The organism is Idiomarina abyssalis (assembly GCF_900116625.1).
GTDB classification, from domain to species: Bacteria; Pseudomonadota; Gammaproteobacteria; order Enterobacterales; family Alteromonadaceae; genus Idiomarina; species Idiomarina abyssalis.
The window spans coordinates 1,036,923-1,053,428 of the sequence record NZ_FPBE01000001.1 but is presented as its reverse complement, the minus strand read 5'-3'; the positions used below and the strand labels follow the sequence as shown (position 1 = coordinate 1,053,428).

At 49.1% G+C, this 16,506-nt stretch carries 17 protein-coding genes; 9 read left to right on the top strand and 8 right to left on the bottom strand.

The window, feature by feature from the left end; genetic code table 11:
* Window positions 1-17: 17 nt before the first annotated feature.
* Window positions 18-1,406, top strand: coding sequence for an MATE family efflux transporter (locus BM359_RS05205; RefSeq protein ID WP_054491052.1), 1,389 nt, complete (start codon window positions 18-20; stop codon window positions 1,404-1,406).
* On the opposite strand, the gene hisIE is transcribed toward BM359_RS05205, so the two are convergent.
* The 8 genes from hisIE to hisG are packed head-to-tail and all read right to left on the bottom strand — an operon-like array spanning window position 1,403 to window position 8,442.
* A complete protein-coding gene (gene hisIE / locus BM359_RS05200; protein ID WP_054491050.1) occupies window positions 1,403-2,011 on the bottom strand; it encodes a bifunctional phosphoribosyl-AMP cyclohydrolase/phosphoribosyl-ATP diphosphatase HisIE in 609 nt (202 codons plus the stop codon). The genes BM359_RS05205 and hisIE overlap by 4 nt on opposite strands.
* Entirely contained in the window at window positions 2,008-2,805 is a 798-nt protein-coding gene (gene hisF, locus BM359_RS05195; RefSeq protein ID WP_054491048.1) for an imidazole glycerol phosphate synthase subunit HisF, read from the bottom strand. Before hisF ends, hisIE begins: the two co-directional genes overlap by 4 nt.
* On the bottom strand, window positions 2,787-3,524 hold the full coding sequence (gene hisA / locus BM359_RS05190) for a 1-(5-phosphoribosyl)-5-[(5-phosphoribosylamino)methylideneamino]imidazole-4-carboxamide isomerase (RefSeq protein WP_054491046.1): 738 nt from the start codon (window positions 3,522-3,524) through the stop codon (window positions 2,787-2,789). Before hisA ends, hisF begins: the two co-directional genes overlap by 19 nt.
* Window positions 3,518-4,108 carry an imidazole glycerol phosphate synthase subunit HisH gene (gene hisH, locus BM359_RS05185; RefSeq protein ID WP_054491044.1) on the bottom strand — a complete coding sequence of 197 codons (591 nt, stop codon included), beginning with the start codon at window positions 4,106-4,108 and terminating at the stop codon, window positions 3,518-3,520. Before hisH ends, hisA begins: the two co-directional genes overlap by 7 nt.
* Window positions 4,105-5,181 carry a bifunctional histidinol-phosphatase/imidazoleglycerol-phosphate dehydratase HisB gene (hisB, locus tag BM359_RS05180; protein WP_054491042.1) on the bottom strand — a complete coding sequence of 359 codons (1,077 nt, stop codon included), beginning with the start codon at window positions 5,179-5,181 and terminating at the stop codon, window positions 4,105-4,107. The genes hisH and hisB overlap by 4 nt, the downstream gene beginning before the upstream one ends.
* On the bottom strand, window positions 5,178-6,236 hold the full coding sequence (hisC, locus tag BM359_RS05175; protein ID WP_054491040.1) for a histidinol-phosphate transaminase: 1,059 nt from the start codon (window positions 6,234-6,236) through the stop codon (window positions 5,178-5,180). The genes hisB and hisC overlap by 4 nt, the downstream gene beginning before the upstream one ends.
* The gene (gene hisD / locus BM359_RS05170; RefSeq protein ID WP_054491038.1) at window positions 6,233-7,546 is read right to left on the bottom strand and encodes a histidinol dehydrogenase; all 1,314 of its coding nucleotides are present in this window, start codon (window positions 7,544-7,546) and stop codon (window positions 6,233-6,235) included. Before hisD ends, hisC begins: the two co-directional genes overlap by 4 nt.
* 2 nt (window positions 7,547-7,548) lie before the next feature.
* The gene (gene hisG, locus BM359_RS05165; RefSeq protein WP_011235066.1) at window positions 7,549-8,442 is read right to left on the bottom strand and encodes an ATP phosphoribosyltransferase; all 894 of its coding nucleotides are present in this window, start codon (window positions 8,440-8,442) and stop codon (window positions 7,549-7,551) included.
* A 336-nt stretch (window positions 8,443-8,778) separates the two neighbouring features.
* On the opposite strand from hisG, the gene BM359_RS05160 reads away from it, so the two are divergent.
* From BM359_RS05160 to rnd, 8 genes are all read left to right on the top strand, one after another.
* Window positions 8,779-9,054, top strand: coding sequence for a hypothetical protein (locus tag BM359_RS05160; RefSeq protein WP_054491036.1), 276 nt, complete (start codon window positions 8,779-8,781; stop codon window positions 9,052-9,054).
* 49 nt (window positions 9,055-9,103) lie between these two features.
* Window positions 9,104-11,056 (top strand): DNA repair helicase YoaA, encoded by a 1,953-nt coding sequence (locus BM359_RS05155; RefSeq protein ID WP_054491034.1) that lies wholly within the window; start codon window positions 9,104-9,106, stop codon window positions 11,054-11,056.
* Window positions 11,034-11,717: a tRNA (adenosine(37)-N6)-threonylcarbamoyltransferase complex dimerization subunit type 1 TsaB gene (tsaB, locus tag BM359_RS05150; RefSeq protein ID WP_054491112.1), complete on the top strand. Its 684-nt coding sequence runs from the start codon at window positions 11,034-11,036 to the stop codon at window positions 11,715-11,717. Before BM359_RS05155 ends, tsaB begins: the two co-directional genes overlap by 23 nt.
* 66 nt (window positions 11,718-11,783) lie before the next feature.
* Window positions 11,784-12,083 (top strand): hypothetical protein, encoded by a 300-nt coding sequence (locus tag BM359_RS05145; protein WP_054491032.1) that lies wholly within the window; start codon window positions 11,784-11,786, stop codon window positions 12,081-12,083.
* 12 nt (window positions 12,084-12,095) lie between these two features.
* Window positions 12,096-12,674 carry a Slp family lipoprotein gene (locus tag BM359_RS05140; RefSeq protein ID WP_054491030.1) on the top strand — a complete coding sequence of 193 codons (579 nt, stop codon included), beginning with the start codon at window positions 12,096-12,098 and terminating at the stop codon, window positions 12,672-12,674.
* An 11-nt stretch (window positions 12,675-12,685) separates the two neighbouring features.
* Window positions 12,686-13,555: an alpha/beta fold hydrolase gene (locus tag BM359_RS05135; RefSeq protein ID WP_054491029.1), complete on the top strand. Its 870-nt coding sequence runs from the start codon at window positions 12,686-12,688 to the stop codon at window positions 13,553-13,555.
* A gap of 88 nt (window positions 13,556-13,643) precedes the next feature.
* On the top strand, window positions 13,644-15,311 hold the full coding sequence (fadD, locus tag BM359_RS05130; protein WP_054491027.1) for a long-chain-fatty-acid--CoA ligase FadD: 1,668 nt from the start codon (window positions 13,644-13,646) through the stop codon (window positions 15,309-15,311).
* Entirely contained in the window at window positions 15,308-16,477 is a 1,170-nt protein-coding gene (rnd, locus tag BM359_RS05125; protein ID WP_054491024.1) for a ribonuclease D, read from the top strand. Before fadD ends, rnd begins: the two co-directional genes overlap by 4 nt.
* Window positions 16,478-16,506 lie beyond the last annotated feature (29 nt).

Here is a 16,506-nt window from a genome sequence, read left to right as displayed (position 1 = left end):
CCAGAGAATAAGAACGAGTGAACTGGTGGAGCAATAACAAAGACGAATGTCATAAACTGGCCAAACTGACCGGTCCCATTCTGGTTGCCCAGCTCACTCAAATGCTAATGAGTGTGGTCGACACGGTCATGGCAGGACGCAAGGGCGCGCTTGACCTGGCGGCTGTGTCCGTTGGCGGAAGTATTTTCGTGCCCGCCACGTTATTGGTGTTCGGTCTGGCGTTGGCATTAGCGCCAATTATCTCTCATCTCGATGGTTCTAACTCGCACAAGCGCGTTGCCAATATATTGCAGCAGGGCTTGTATGCGTGTGCCATTGTCGGTGTCATTACCTTAATTGGAATGTCCTCCGCTCCATGGTTACTGGATATTATGGAAGTGGAAGATGACTTCCGTGCTATTACGCTGGACTACCTATTTTATATAGCCTGGGGTATACCTGGCTTTGTTATATACGCGGTACTAAGAAATTTCTGCGAAGGTATGTCGAATACCATGCCATCGCTAATCATTGGCTTCATTGGCTTACTGATCAACATACCGGCAAACTATGTCTTTGTGTACGGTGAATTTGGCATGCCGGAGCTTGGTGGTGCGGGTTGTGGTCTTGCTACCGCTATCGTGCTGTGGGGTATGGCTCTCTCTATGGCCATTTATACCTTTACCGCCAAACGTTACAAACGGTTAAGGTTACTGCGCCGCTGGTATCGTCCGAACTGGGACGATGTCACCTACGTTATTCGTATCGGTTTTCCTATTTCAATGTCACTTTTTTTTGAAGTGAGTTTGTTTGCGGCCGTAGCCTTACTCATAGCTCCTTTGGGGCCAACGGTGGTTTCTGCTCATCAAATTGCGCTGAACATCAGTTCGCTGGTGTACATGGTGCCGCTGAGTATCTCTATGGCGGTAACGTTACGGGTTGGCTTTGCGTTGGGAGCAGGAGACCCGAAAAATGCCATGTTGAGCTTTAAAATCGCTATGCTGTTTGGTGGCGCATTCGCAACGGTCAATGGGCTTATCATGTATTTGGGGGGAGGCTGGTTAGCAAGCCTCTATACACCGGACCAGGACATCATTAACTTAGCAGCCACTCTTATGGGGCTGGCGGCTATATTCACCGTGTCAGATACTTTCCAGGCCATTTCTATAGGTACACTGCGTGGCTATAAAGACACCAAGTACCCGATGATCCTCGCTTTTATTTCCTACTGGCCATTTGGTCTAAGTGTGGGCTTTATTTTGGGGCGTACCGACTGGGTAGTACCGGCAATGGGGGCCGCAGGTTTCTGGATAGGCTTTATCAGCGGTCTAAGTGTTGCAGCTGTCCTGTTGTCATTGCGCTTACGCCGCGTATCCCGTCGATACGAGCGTAAGCACTTTCGTGAGCAGTTAAACAGTGCCGCTTAACCGCGGCGCTTAGCTAACACCTCCAGCACGTCCTCCAGGCTAAGCTCATTGGCTCGCAACGCGACCAGCAAGTGATAAAGTAAATCCGCACTTTCATTAACCAGCTCGTCTTTATCGGCGGTTGCTGCGGCCAGAGCAACTTCAACGCCTTCTTCTCCGACTTTTTGTGCAACTCGTTTTAACCCTTTGGTAAACAAGCTGGCGGTGTAGCTTTTACTGGCATCCGCGCCTTTGCGACTGGCAATAAGCGCATCCAGCTCGTGCAGTAAAGGTTTAGGTGCTTCGGCAAAGCAGCTGCGGTTGCCTAAGTGGCAGGTAGGACCATCGGGCAGAGCCTGAACCAGTAATGCGTCGTTATCGCAGTCTGAATAAATACCTTCAAGCTGAAGGTAGTTTTTTGAGCTCTCGCCCTTAGTCCATAAACGCTCTTTACTGCGGCTGTAAAACGTTGTTTTGCCAGTTGCTAAACTCTCTTTAACAGCGTCAGCGTTCATATAGGCCTGCATCAGGATTTCACCGGTTAATGCGTGTTGCACCGTGCAGGGTAGCAGCCCCGACATTTTATCCCAGGCTAGCTGGTCTATTGTATCTAACTTAATTCTCATTGTGTCTCCTGAATCGCTTCTATAGGGCGAACAGCAACATTATTCGCTGCCATAGCGGCTTTTACGTCGCTAATACTGAATATATTCTTATGAAAAACCGACGCTGCCAGTGCGCCATCAACTTTAGCTTGCTGAAAGGCATCGACAAAATGCTGAATTTCGCCGGCGCCGCCAGAGGCGATTAAAGGTACAGAACAGTATTCACGTAAAGCTGACAATTGAGCGATATCGTAACCCCGGCGAACACCGTCCTGATTCATACAATTCAGAACAATTTCACCGGCACCGCGAGAGATAACCTCCTGCAGCCAGTCCTTCGTTTGCCAGGCCGATTTACGAGACTTACTCTCGTCACCGGTAAACTGGTGGACTTCATATTGATCAGACTGCTCGTTATAAAAGCTGTCGATGCCAATAACAATGCATTGCTGACCAAACTCTTCGACCAGGGTATTGATCAAGTCCGGGTTAAGCAGAGCAGGCGAGTTAATGGAAATTTTATCCGCACCCATAGACAGCATGGTCTGTGCTTGCTCAACCGAACGGATGCCACCGGCCACAGTGAATGGAATATTAATTTCGCGGGCTACTCGTTCCACCCAGGACTTGTCTACCGTACGTCCGTCAGCCGATGCTGTAATGTCATAGAACACTAACTCATCGGCGCCGCTTTCTGCATAACGTTTAGCCAGAGGCTGAATGTCACCAATAACCTCATGATTACGGAACTTAACCCCTTTTACCACTTGTCCGTCACGAACATCCAGACAAGGAATTACGCGTTTTGCCAGCATGCCAGTGCCTCCTGCATCGTGAAAGCGCCGGTAAGTAAAGACTTACCAAGAATAACTGAGTCACAGTTAACGGCTTTCAAATCTTTAAGATCATCTAAGCAACTGACACCACCGGATGCCTGCCAGACCACTTGTGGGTAAAGTGCTTTATAGCGCTTGTAGAGCTCGACATTGGTGCCTGTCATGGTGCCGTCTTTACTGATATCGGTACAAAGCACATGGCGACAACCTAAATCCAGATAGCGTTTCAGAATATCATCCAGTGTATGCGTGCTGGCCTCTTGCCAGCCGTGCGTAGCCACCATTGCATTGCCATCTGCGTCAATATTGACATCCAGAGCAAGGACTATCTTTTCAGGTCCGTAGGTCTGGAACCAGCGAGTGACTTTATCCGGATTATTCACCGCAGTTGAACCAATTACAGCACGTTCAATGCCGGCTTCAAATAAGGCTTCCAAATCTGCTGTTGTGCGTATTCCGCCTCCTGCCTGACACCGCATTCCTGACTCTGAGGCAAGCTTAGCTAGTAAGGTTTGTTGTCGTCTGTCAGGATCTTTGGCACCGTCTAAATCCACCAGGTGCAGCCATTTTGCACCTGCCTCAGCATAAAGCTGAGCCTGGCCTAAAGGTGTTAAATCAAATTCAGTTTTTTGCGCAAAGTCGCCCTGATACAGACGCACAACTTTTCCATCGATAAGATCCAGAGCAGGGATCAGCATAATTTTAACTCCAAAAAACGTTTCAACAGAGCTTCGCCGGTTTTACCTGAGCGTTCGGGGTGAAACTGCGCACCAAAATAGTTGTTGTGTCGTATCATAGAGGCAAATCGTTCACCGTATTCGCTACTGGCAATGGTGTACTCATCAACGGCTACAGCAAAACTGTGTACGAAATAGCAGTAGCTGTCGTTTGTGTCGACTAATGGGTTGTCGTCGGTTGGCTCCAGTGTATTCCAGCCCATGTGCGGCAACGGAAGACCATGCTCGCGAAGGCGTTTGGTTTTCGCCGGAATCAGGTTAAGACAATCAACGTCACCTTCTTCTGAGTGCGAGGTCAATAATTGCATACCCAGACAAATACCCAGCACCGGCTGGGTTAATTCCCGCAGCGGCTCTACGAGTTGCTTTCGCTGTAAGTTACGCATAGCCGCGGCAGCGGTACCTACGCCGGGCAAAATGACACAGTCAGCGGTGCGTATTTGTTCTGCATCATCGGTAATAAGCACTGAGTAGCCCAAACGTTCAACTGCAAAGCGAACAGACGTCAGGTTGGCACACTCGGTATCGACAATCACCACATTCATGCCAGCATCCCCTTACTCGACGGCAACTGTTGGTCTCCAGTTTTGGTAATAGCCTGACGCAGAGCCCGGCCAAACACCTTAAACAGGCTTTCAACCTGATGGTGGGTATTACCCTCGGTGGTCGATAAGTGCAAGCTCATTGCCATGGCGTCGGTTAACGAGCGGAAGAAGTGCTCGACCATTTCGGTGGATAACTCGCCGACTTTGTCGCGGGTGAAATCTGCTTCCCATTTCAAATAGGGACGTCCGGATAAATCGATCAGACATTCCGCCCGGCATTCATCCATAGGCAGAGCAAAACCAAAGCGGCCAATACCGCGCTTATCGCCAAGCGCTGAGCGTAATGCCTGACCCAACGCCAGAGCAGTGTCTTCAATGGTGTGGTGATCGTCAATGTGCAAATCACCCTTAACCTTAACCGAAAGCGAGAAGCCCGCGTGTGTGGCTATTTGCTCAAGCATGTGATCAAAGAAGCCAATACCGGTATCAAATTCGCGCGGTGCCTGACTGTCTAAATCCACCTTAATGTTAATATCCGTTTCCCGGGTGGTACGTGTAACTGACGCTGTACGCGGGTTGTCCAGTAGCTGGTGAACAATGGCATCCCAGTTGAGTTCTGTGCGGCTGTAGTGCAGGCCTTCAATACCCATATTCTCAGCCAGTTGCAGGTCGGTTTCACGGTCGCCAATAACGTAGGAGTTGGTAAAGTCGACACGACCTTCTTTCAGGTACGACTTTACCAGCCCAAGAGCAGGCTTGCGGCAGCTGCAGTTATCACTGTCAAAGTGAGGGCAAATCAAAACATCGTTAAAGCGAATACCTTGTGATTCAAACACCGCCATCATTAAGTTATGTGGCGCATCAAAATCAGCTTGCGGGAAGCTATCAGTACCCAGACCGTCCTGGTTGGACACCATCACCAGCTGATAACCCGCCTGTTGCAGTTTCAGCAAAGCCGGTACCACGTTGGGCTCAAATACCAGCTTCTCAACGCTGTCCAGCTGTTTGTCTATAGCGGGCTCTTCTACCAGAGTCCCGTCGCGGTCAATAAATAAAATAGGCTTCTGGCTCATGAAAAATAATCCTTTAACTGTTGAATCAGTTCGTCATTTTCGGCGGCGCTACCAATGGTTATGCGAACAACGTTTTCCAGCCCCTGCTGAGCCGACTGATTACGTATTAATAGGCCGTTATCGGCAAGTGATTTCACTAAACCAGCGGCATCTTCACACTGATACAATAAAAAGTTCGTGTCACTTTCCGATACCAGAGTCAGTGGTGTTTGCTCTAAAGCTGTTTGCACACGGTCGCGCTCGGCTAATAAGCTTGCTACCTGCTGCTGAAGTCGTTCCAGCGAACTTGTTTGCAAAGCCTGAACCGCAATTTGCACTGTCGGGTCTGGCAAAGGGTACGGCGCCAGAACTTTTTGCAGTAGCTCAATGATGTCGTCATTCGCCAGCAAAAAACCGCAGCGAATGCCGGCCAGAGCAAAAGCTTTAGACAAGGTGCGTAGCACTACCAGGTTCGGGTATCGTCTCAGCCAACCGGCAACGCTGTTACCAGAACTAAACTCAATATAGGCCTCGTCGACAACCACAATAGAGCTTGGAGAGTGCTGTAAAACTTGCTCAATGTCATCCGGATTCAACCTGTTGCCCAGAGGGTTTGAAGGTGAACATAAGAAGATAACCTTAGACTCTGCCGCAGCGTCTATCACTGACTCGGTGTCCAGTTGCCAGCTCTTCAGTAAAGGGACTTCATTTACGCCAACGGCAAAGGTTTTAGCCGAAATAGCGTACATACCGTAAGTCGGCGGGCAAATCAGTACTTTGTCCTGACCGGGTTCACAAAAGGCTCGTATCAGTAATTCAATACCTTCATCCGACCCGCGGCTGCTCAATACCTGTGAGGATTCAACTCCGGCGTATTCAGCGTAGGCCTGGTTCAGCGGCTTAGACTGAAACTCCGGGTACCGGTTAAGCTTGCTGTCATCGACAGTGAACGAGTTACTGTACGGAGACTCGTTGGCGTTCAGCCAGATATTGCCGCCGCTCATGCTGCGACGCGCTGACGCATAAGGCGTTAACTGCTTCAGGTGCTGTCGCTGTAACTGCTCAACAATGCTCATGGCTTATTCTCCGTGCGAATAGTTACGGCACGCTTGTGTGCGTCTAAGCCTTCAACGTCGGCCAGAGTGGTAATGGCTTCTGCTAACTGGCGTAGCCCATCCTGACTGGCTTCCTGTACCGTATAGCGACGGTAAAAGTCGACCAGTCCAAGGCTGCTGTAATTGCGGGCATAGCCATAGGTTGGCAGTACGTGGTTGGTGCCGGTGGCGTAATCACCGCCGGATTCCGGCGTATAGTGTCCGACAAAGACAGAGCCTGCGCGGGTTAACTGTGGCAGCAGCTCACGCGCGTTATCCGTCTGAATAGAGAGGTGTTCGGGCGCGTAGGTTTCGCTAATGGCTATGGCTTCATTCATGTCTGAAACCACCAGTAGACGACTGGCCTGTAATGCCTGCTCGGCAATATCGGCACGGCTTAACTGAGCGCACTGTGCAATCAGCTCCTGTCGTACATTTTCGGCTACAGCCATTGATGGCGTAAGCAAAATAACCTGAGAGTCAGGGCCGTGCTCAGCCTGCGAGAGTAAATCCGCCGCCACATAAGCGGGGTTTGCACTGTCATCAGCAATAACCAAAAGCTCGGAGGGGCCTGCCGGTAAGTCCATGGCACAGCCGCTGTCATTTTGACTCACCTGTTGCTTGGCTTCGGTCACAAAACTGTTTCCCGGACCAAAGACTTTACCCACCGCGGGCGATGACTCTATGCCGTAGGCCAGCGCGCCAATTGCCTGAGCGCCGCCACACAGCAGAATATCAGTCACTCCGCAACACTTAGCCGCGTAGAGCAGGGCGGCTGGTAATTCACCCTGCTTATTAGGCGGGCTAACCATAACCACACGCTGACACCCGGTAATTTGCGCCGGCACACCCAGCATTAATGCAGTGGATGGCAAGGTTGCGCTGCCACCGGGAATGTATAAACCGACCGCATCTAACGGCGTATAACGCAACTCACACTGCACGCCTGGCGCGGTTTCAATGCTTAAGTTCTGCGGGCGCTGTGCTTCGTGAAAGCGATAGATCGTTTGGTACGCGGTGTTTATGGCGCGTTTTATTTTGTCATCTAAACCCGCTATAGCCGCATCGACTTGTTCACTGCTCATGCGCAATGAGGTCGCCTCCGGGTTGTCGAACTCGCGGGTATAATTCAGTACCGCGCGCTCACCGTTATCACGCACGTCGCTTAGAATAACAGAGACTTTCTCACGTAAAGATTCCGCCTGAGCCCGTCCGGGACGCGCTAAGCGTTGAGCTTGCTCCGCTTCCGACAGGCTTTGCCACTGTTCAATGGGTATCTGTAATTCACTCATGATCACCCCATCATTTTTTCAATAGGCAATACAAGTATTGAACTGCAGCCCATAGACTTAAGATCTTCCATGGTTTCCCAGAATAGCTTCTCGGTGCTGACCATGTGTACGGCAACTTGCTCGTCGGTGTGGCTAAGCGGCAAAATGGTGGGGGTTTCTGCACCGGGTAATAACTCGACCACTTGCTCTAATTTGTTTTTTGGAGCGTGCAGCATAATGTATTTGCTTTCCCGCGCCATTTGCACACCGTCTATGCGTGGCAGCAACTGATCTATCATGGCTTGTTTTTCTTCCGACAGGCTGTCAGCGCGTTGTATTAGCTGAGCCTGGGAACGGAATATCACATCTTTCTCTACGAGTCCGTTCGCTTCCAGCGTAGCACCGGTGGATACTAAGTCACAGATAGCTTCAGCCAGACCGGCACGGGGAGCAACCTCCACAGAACCAGTCAGCATTACCGTACGCGCATTCACGCCGTTGTCTTTCAGGTAACGCTTAAGCAACTGAGGGTAGGTGGTTGCGACTCTTAAGCCGTCTAAATCTTTTAATGACTGATACTGGCTTTCTCGTGGAACCGCCAACGACAATCGGCACTGACCGAACTCAAGTCCACGTAATGGCTGATAGGCCGCGACAGAATCGGTTGCAATGCGCTCTAACCGAGCTTCTTCCAGCACGTTTTCGCCAACCAGACCTAAATCAACCACACCGTCCATAACCAGACCGGGAATGTCATCATCACGAACGCGCAGTAAATCGATAGGATGACTGGTGCTGTGCGCAATTAAACGCGCTTCGTTAACACTGAATTTCACGCCACAGGCGTTCAGCAGTGCCATAGATTCTTTACTCAGTCGTCCAGATTTCTGTATCGCGATGGTTAAACGGTCAGTCATAACAGCTCCTAAAATAAAAAACCCCCGAAGGTGGATGCCTTTCGGGGGTTGTATAGTCAATCGAAAGGCTAGCGTTTATACGGCTAGCCCAAACATTAAGTTCACGGCTAAGCCATACAATTCCAATGATGATGGTGGTGGCTGTGAACAAAATGCATGATTAACGCTCCAAAGAAATAAATGTACTTCGTTAAGTTGTATAGCACTATAACACTTGAGAAATGTAATGCAAGAGTAAACTTATTGGTTATTCAGTCGATATCAGGTTATTATTTAACCAGTGGTTGTATAGTCAAATAAATAACAAACCTTCTGAAGAGGCGTAAGACAAAAGCAATGGCTAACTTTGATGCAATGGTTCCGCTGATCCCCAAAGACACTCGTGTGCCTGTGGACCACGCCCGTGAGCAGATGAAAATCAACCAGGTTGAAAAAATACAAGAGCTTCGCGCCGTCAATGAAGAAGAAGGTTCGACTGTTAACAGCGACAAGCAAAGACAGGAAAATGAGCAACACCAGCAGCAAGGCCAGCCATCTGCTCAAACGGAAGTTGAAGAGCTTGCAGATGACGATGAAACCTCATCTTCAGGACATATAGACACCTACGCCTGAGCAAACATCTATGTCATAATACGCGTCTATTTTTTTAGCGGTTAGGGTTATGGCAACAGTTCTATCAGTATTTAAGCCAACAGGCGAACTGGCGCAGGCAATTACAAACTTCCAGCCGCGGGCCGCTCAGCAGCAGATGGCAGAAGCCATAGCTGCCACCGTTAAGAAAAAAGGCCAACTTGTTGTTGAGGCCGAAACCGGTACCGGGAAAACTTTTGCGTATCTTGCTCCAGTTCTGCTGGGTAAAGGTAAAGCCATTATTTCCACCGGAACTAAAAACCTCCAGGAACAATTGTTCCACCGTGACTTACCCACGCTAAAAAAAGTGCTGGCGCCTGAAAAAGTTGTCGCCTTACTTAAAGGTCGTTCAAATTATTTGTGCCTGCACCGCATGGAACAGGCGGTTCAGCAAGCCGGCCAATTCAATAAAGACATTCAGAGTCAGTTAATTACCGTCAAGCGTTGGTCGACATCGACACGCAGCGGCGACATGGGGGAGTTGAATGCTCTGCCGGAAGACGCCTCGGTTTTGCCTCAGGTTACCAGTACTCAGGACAACTGCCTGGGCCGCGACTGCCCGGTGTATGAAGACTGCCACTTAGTCAAAGCCCGCAAAGAAGCCATGGAAGCCGACATTGTGGTGGTGAATCATCACCTTTTCTTTGCCGATATGGCGCTAAAGGACACGGGCTTTGGCGAGTTGATTCCCAGTGTTGATACTGTGGTGTTTGATGAAGCGCATCAAATTCCGGATATCGCCAGCCAGTACTTTGGCGAAACAGTTTCCAGTCGACAATTATCCGAATTGTGTGAGGAGCTTCAACGTTTGTGTATGACTGAGCTTAAGGACTTGTCTCAGGGCAGCGCTATGGCTCGTACGTTATTGCAGACTCTGAAAGACTGGCGATTGCTGTTTCCACGAGACCCTATGCGCGGCAATTGGCGTGACTGGCGTAAAAAGCCGGAGGTGGCGGAAGTCGCAGAGCGTGTGCAGGAACGTCTGACTTTGCTGACCGAGGTTATGAAAACCGCCATAGGCCGTAATAAAGACCTGGATAACTTGCATGAACGTGCCGAGCAGCATCTCTACATATGGCGTCAGTTAATGGATGTGGATCGCACGGGTTACAGCTTCTGGTTCGAAACCACGCCGCGGCATGTCAGTTTGCACCAGACACCGTTAAGCGTTGCTAAAACCTTTGGTGGTTATATCAAACGCAACAAAATGAGCTGGGTGTTTACCTCCGCAACGCTGGCTGTTAACGGCCAGTTTGACTACTTTACCAAGCGTCTGGGTATAGAAGAGGCCGATACGCTGTTGCTGGAAAGCCCATTTGACTTCGCCAGCCAGGCTAAATTGTGTCTGCCACGTTATTTGCCCGAGGCCAATGATCCAAACCGGCATCAAATGCTGACAGAAATTGCTGAGCAGTGCGTTCAGGTAAACCGAGGCGGCACATTTTTGTTGTTTACCAGCCACCGAATGCTGCAACAAATGGCAACAATATTAAGGGACCGGTTGGACCGGGATATTCTGGTTCAGGGCGAATCGGGCAAAACAGAATTATTGGAAACCTTCACGAAAAAGGGCAATGCCGTTCTGTTGGGAACCTCTTCTTTTTGGGAAGGGGTCGATGTACGTGGTGAGGCGTTACGCTGCGTTATTATTGATAAACTCCCGTTTGCATCACCCGATGACCCGTTATTAAATGCCCGTGTTGAAGACGCACGGCTACGTGGCGTTGATGCTTTTAGCACGATACAATTACCACAGGCCATCATTGCTTTAAAGCAGGGGGCAGGGCGCTTAATTCGCGACAAAGACGACTCCGGCGTATTAATTGTTTGCGACAGTCGTCTGGTTACGCGCCAATACGGCAAACAATTTTTATCCAGCCTTCCGGCTATGTCACGAACCCGCGATTTAAATCAGGCGCTGGAATTTTTAGCGCAGGTTGCAGAGAAAGATGAAACCAAAAATGAAGAACTTACTAGCAGTTGATACATCAACTGAAAATTGCTCCGTGGCTTTACAGTGGCAAAACACCTTTTTAAGTGAAGCGATTGAAAGCCCAAGAGAGCATTCGCAGCGGTTACTGCCTTTTGTTGAAAAAGTACTGCAGCAGGCAGAAACAAACTTGAATCAGTTGGACGGGCTGGTTGTCGGTGTCGGCCCGGGAAGTTTTACCGGAGTACGTATTGGCGTGTCGATGGCGCAGGGGCTGGCTTTTAGCTCCGAACTGCCGGTGTTTCCAGTCAGTAGCTTGCAGGCGTTAGCGCAGCAGGCTATACGCAAGCATGGTGCAGAAGCCGTTGTTGCCTGCATTGATGCACGCATGGGCGAAATTTATTACGGCCTTTATCGCAGCAAGAATGGTGTTGCGGAAGCTATAACAGAACCGGCTGTTGCGGTGCCATCTGCGGACTTGTTTTCAGAGCATGATCTGCAAGGATTCTATACGGCGGGTACTGGTTGGGATAACTATTCTGACGTGCTGGATCCGAATAAAAAATTAAAATACAGCAACGATTGTCGGCTGCCACTGGCAGAGGATATGCTTACAGTCGCTGTGAAAGGTGAGGTTTCAGCCGTAAGTGCGGAGCATCTGGAACCGCTTTATGTACGTAATGAAGTAACCTGGAAAAAATTGCCGGGTCGGTAACTTGCCGAATGGCACTGAACTCGCCATAATAAAACCAGTCTTAGTAACAGATGAGTCATCGTTGACGTGCGAATTAATCCGCAAGCGGTTCAGCCGCTAAACAATCAGCAGCAGGCACCGCAAAGGCCTGCGCCAGAGGATCAGCAACGCCAGGGGAACAACCGGGCGGAAGTTGCTGAGTCCCGGCAAGTTGTCCCTAATGTGCGGCAAAGTCAGCGGCGTGCGGAACGGTGGGAGTCATTGAATACGTTTTACGATGAACCACCACAGCGTTCTCAGAAAGCACTCAATGCGTATCAAAATATCGCGTTAAGTGAGAAAAGAGAACAAATCACGTCAATGTTTGGTGTTGATGTTTACGCCTGAGTGAGGTCTGTTATGAAAATTATTTATGCATCATTAATGGCATTGGTGTTGGTGGGCTGCTCCTCAGTCCCTGATGAAATTGCCAGTGAAAACGAAGAGGCTTTAGTTGGCTATAAAGTCGCTAAACACCAGGGCGAGAAAGTTGCCGGTGAACCTGCCCGTTGGGGGGGAGTTATTGCCGATGTTCGCAACGCCGAAGACCATACTGTTCTGGAAATTGTCAGTTTTCCACTGCAGCGTTGGGGTCGTCCTGAGGTCAGCGATAATAGCCAGGGTCGTTTTTTAGCCGTGGTAAATGACTTCATTGATCCCGATGTTTATAAGCAAGGGCGTTCAATGAGCTTTGTTGGTACCATTGGCCAAACGCAACAAGGCAAAATTGGCGAGTACGTTTATACCTATCCGGTTATTGAAGCAACAGGCTATTACCTGTGGCAGCCTGAGCGCAAGAAAAGCCACGTAGAAGTTGATTACTCACCGCTTTGGTTCCGTCACAACTTCTATTCACCTTATTACCCATACCGTTACCCTGTTCCGGTGCGTGTTCGCGTTCAGGACAATTCTGGTACACCTGCTAAAGACCGCAATTAATCCACCAAATAATGGATTACCGCATTGCATTAGACCAAGCCACCCCAGTCAGTTATGAACTCGACTGGGGCACGGTAAGAGGCCTTTGTTGGGGTGACCCAAACGATATTCGTGTGGTCGCAACTCACGGTTGGTTAGACAATAGCCACAGCTTTTTACCTTTGGCCGCAAATTGGTCAGCTGATCGCGGTGGTCTGTTAGCACTTGACTGGCCCGGGCATGGTCACAGTGACCACAGACCTACAGGTAACTACTATCATTTTATCGACTATGCTTATGACTTATGGCAGTTGATTGAGCAGCAAGGCTGGCAGCAGTTAACCTTGTTAGGTCATTCCATGGGTGGCTTTGTCAGTAATGTTGTGGCGGCTTTGTGCCCCGAACGGATAAAAAGTTTAATCCTAGTCGAAGCTTTTGGCTTGCTGGTCTCTGACGGAACCAATGCCAGAGAACAGTTACAGCAGGGCTTTGTAAGCCGGAAAAAATTAAAGACGCCACGTTGGCGCAGCCACAGTAATTTTGACTCTGCAGTGGATGCTCGTGCTGCACAGGCAGATTTCTCGTCCGACTTGGTTAAGCTAATTGTAGAGCGCGGTTCTGAACTTCGTTCAGATGGGCGCTGGCATTGGCGGGCAGATGCCAGAGTGAAAGCAACGTCGCCCTATAGATTGCCCAGTGCAGCTGTCGATGACCTTCTGCAAGAGTTGACTATGCCGGTTGTCGTAGTGCGTGGCAGTAAAGGCTATGACAAGTTAGAAAGCGCGTTAGAAAAGTGGCAGCATAAAGTATTAAAGCTCAGTTGTGTAACGCTGGAAGGTGGGCATCACGTGCATATGGAACAACCTGAAAAAATAGCTGAATTGCTCAAATCACACGTTTAGCGGTTGTTAACGACTAGGATTAACTGGTCGGATATGCGATGATTGCGCCACTGAAAATAATGATAAATAGTGAGAGGCGGAGCCTTTTATGGATAAAATTTGGCTGAAAAATTACCCAGCAGGCGTACCGGAAACCATTGATCCGGATCATTTTGCGTCATTAGTTGATATACTGGAACAGTCCATAGAAAAGTACGGCGAGAAAACGGCGTTCGTCAATATGGACTCAGAAATGAGCTTTAAAGAGCTGGGTTTGAAGTCTCGCGAATTTGCGGCCTACTTGCAAAGTAAAGGGCTGAAAAAAGGCGATGCAGTTGCGGTCATGATGCCAAACCTGCTTCAGTATCCGGTGGTCTTGTTCGGTATTTTACGTGCCGGAATGACGGTTGTTAACGTCAACCCACTTTACACTCCGCGCGAGCTAAAGCATCAGCTGGTCGACTCTCAGGCAAAAGCCCTGGTTATTTTAGAAAACTTTGCTCACACCTACGACAAAATAAAAGACGAAGCTCCGCTTGATTTCGTTATCACCACACAAATTGGTGATCAGTTACCTGTGCATAAGCGCTTCTTGGTGAACTTTGTTGTTAAGTACATAAAGCGCATGGTGCCTTCTCATAATGTAAAAGAGACCGTTAGCTTAAATCAGGCAATGGCGAAAGGCGCAATAGCCGAGTACCAGCGCCCTGAGGTTACCGGTGATGACATTGCGTTTCTTCAGTACACCGGCGGAACCACCGGCGTAGCAAAAGGTGCCATGTTATCTCACCGCAATATGGTGGCTAACCTGGAACAAGTGTCTGCGTGCATCACTCCTATTATGAGTGACGGCGAAGAAACCATCATTACGGCGCTACCGCTTTATCATATCTTTGCGTTAACAGCGAACTGCCTGACTTTTATTAAGCATGGTGGTAAAAACGTACTTATTACTAACCCGCGTGATATGCCGAATTTTGTGAAAGAGCTTAATAAGTATCCTTTCTCAATGATCTCCGGTGTTAACACCTTGTTCAATGGTCTGTTGAACACCAAAGGCTTTAAAGACGTTAACTTTTCTAACCTGAAAGTTGCGTTGGGTGGCGGCATGGCAGTTCAGAAAGCGGTTGCCGAAGAATGGGAACGTGTCACAAAGTCTCGTTTGCTTGAAGGCTATGGCTTAACCGAGTGTGCGCCTGTTGTTACCGTTAACCCGTATGACATTGAACATTATACTGGCAGCATTGGTTTACCGGTACCCAGCACCGATGTGCGTATTGTTGATCCTGAAACCCGCGAAGAAGTGCCTTTAGGTGAACCTGGTGAGCTGGAAGTAAAAGGCCCGCAAGTTATGGTCGGGTATCTTAACCGTCCTGATGCTACTGCTGAATCGATTAAAGACGGCTGGTTTGCAACGGGTGACATGGCAACCGTTGACGAGCGTGGTTACTTCAAAATTGTAGACCGTAAAAAAGATATGATTTTAGTTTCGGGCTTTAACGTTTATCCAAATGAAATCGAAGATGTTTTAGCCGATCACCCTAAAATTCTTGAGTCGGCTGCTATTGGCGTGCCGCATGAGTCTTCGGGTGAAGTGGTTAAAGTCTTTATTGTGGCAAAAGACAAGTCATTAACAGAACGTGAAGTGATTGATTTTTCTCGCGAGAACATGACCGGATACAAAGTACCTAAACTGGTTGAGTTTCGTGATGAACTGCCGAAGTCTAACGTAGGCAAGATACTTCGCCGCGAGCTACGCGACGAGGAAGACGCTTGACTCTGCCGTTGAACCTACCCGAGTCGGTACGCCAGTACCGGCTCGTTACTGAAACTCAGGAATTAGAACGTCTTTGTCAGCAAGCTAAAGAAGCTGGCTGGTTTGCCATTGATTCTGAATTTGTCCGCGAGCGCACTTACTATGCTCAGTTGGGGCTTTTACAAATTTATGCCAACGGCACAACGGCTGTTGTGGATCCTCTCGCCGATATCGACTTAGAGCCACTGTGGGAGCTAATTGCAGATGACTCCGTTGAAACAGTCCTGCATGCCGGCGGTGAAGATATTGAGCTGTTTTTCCAGCAAAGTAATGGCCGTCAGCCTAACCGTATTTTTGACAGTCAAATAGCCGCAGGTTTTTGTGGGCTCGGTGACTCTATGGGCTATGCTCGTTTGGTCGATGCCTTATTTGATGGCGTTGAGTTAGATAAAAGCTTGTCACGCACCAACTGGCTGAAGCGCCCGTTAAGCGAAGAGCAGCTGGATTATGCCGCGGCTGACGCCAGCTACCTGGCGGTAATGTACCCTTATTTGAAGGCTTTGTGTGAGGAAAAGGGCTGTCTGGATATTGTGTACGAGGAGTCGCAAATTCAGGTTCGAAAACGCACACAAAGCTGGCCGGATGATTTGTTGTATTTAGCTGTAGGTAATGCCTGGCAGTTAAATGCACGCCAGCTGGGCGCACTTAAAATTCTGACGCCATGGCGTTTGCATAAAGCGCGCGAGCGGGATATTCCACTGGGTTTTATAGCCAAAGACGGCGTGCTACTTGAGCTGGCTCGCAGAATGCCCAAAAGCGACGAGGAGCTAAGCCGAATTCCGGACTTAGCGCCTATGTCCCGGAAGTATTCTGGGCGGGATATTATTCGCTGCATTCAGCAAGCTGAGCAGGTGCCTGAGTCCGAACTGCCAAAAACGCTTGAACGCTTAGACGACATGGAAGGCTATAAGCCAACCTTTAAAGCCATAAAAAAAGTGGTGTCTGAACTTGCCGAAAAACTGCAGGTACCTGCATCCCTGGTCGCGTCACGTAAACAAATTAATGACGTTATTAACTTTCACTGGCAGTATTCAACGCAGCAACAACAGCGTTTGCCGCAACCCGACTTAATGATGGGTTGGCGCAAGCAAGCAATTGGGGCAGAATTACAGGCTATAATTGGTTAACATAGTATTTGTTAACCATTAGTGCGCTT

Bases quoted from the DNA above. Each gene is read 5' to 3' on its own strand.
- hisB (WP_054491042.1), bottom strand. From the start codon at position 5,181: ATGAGCCAGAAGCCTATTTTATTTATTGACCGCGACGGGACTCTGGTA.
- fadD (WP_054491027.1), top strand. From the start codon at position 13,644: ATGGATAAAATTTGGCTGAAAAATTACCCAGCAGGCGTACCGGAAACC.
- hisD (WP_054491038.1), bottom strand. From the start codon at position 7,546: ATGAGTGAATTACAGATACCCATTGAACAGTGGCAAAGCCTGTCGGAA.
- BM359_RS05155 (WP_054491034.1), top strand. From the start codon at position 9,104: ATGGCAACAGTTCTATCAGTATTTAAGCCAACAGGCGAACTGGCGCAG.
- BM359_RS05160 (WP_054491036.1), top strand. From the start codon at position 8,779: ATGGCTAACTTTGATGCAATGGTTCCGCTGATCCCCAAAGACACTCGT.
- hisF (WP_054491048.1), bottom strand. From the start codon at position 2,805: ATGCTGGCAAAACGCGTAATTCCTTGTCTGGATGTTCGTGACGGACAA.
- hisIE (WP_054491050.1), bottom strand. From the start codon at position 2,011: ATGAGAATTAAGTTAGATACAATAGACCAGCTAGCCTGGGATAAAATG.
- hisH (WP_054491044.1), bottom strand. From the start codon at position 4,108: ATGAATGTGGTGATTGTCGATACCGAGTGTGCCAACCTGACGTCTGTT.
- hisC (WP_054491040.1), bottom strand. From the start codon at position 6,236: ATGAGCATTGTTGAGCAGTTACAGCGACAGCACCTGAAGCAGTTAACG.
- BM359_RS05135 (WP_054491029.1), top strand. From the start codon at position 12,686: ATGGATTACCGCATTGCATTAGACCAAGCCACCCCAGTCAGTTATGAA.
- hisA (WP_054491046.1), bottom strand. From the start codon at position 3,524: ATGCTGATCCCTGCTCTGGATCTTATCGATGGAAAAGTTGTGCGTCTG.
- BM359_RS05140 (WP_054491030.1), top strand. From the start codon at position 12,096: ATGAAAATTATTTATGCATCATTAATGGCATTGGTGTTGGTGGGCTGC.
- hisG (WP_011235066.1), bottom strand. From the start codon at position 8,442: ATGACTGACCGTTTAACCATCGCGATACAGAAATCTGGACGACTGAGT.
- tsaB (WP_054491112.1), top strand. From the start codon at position 11,034: ATGAAGAACTTACTAGCAGTTGATACATCAACTGAAAATTGCTCCGTG.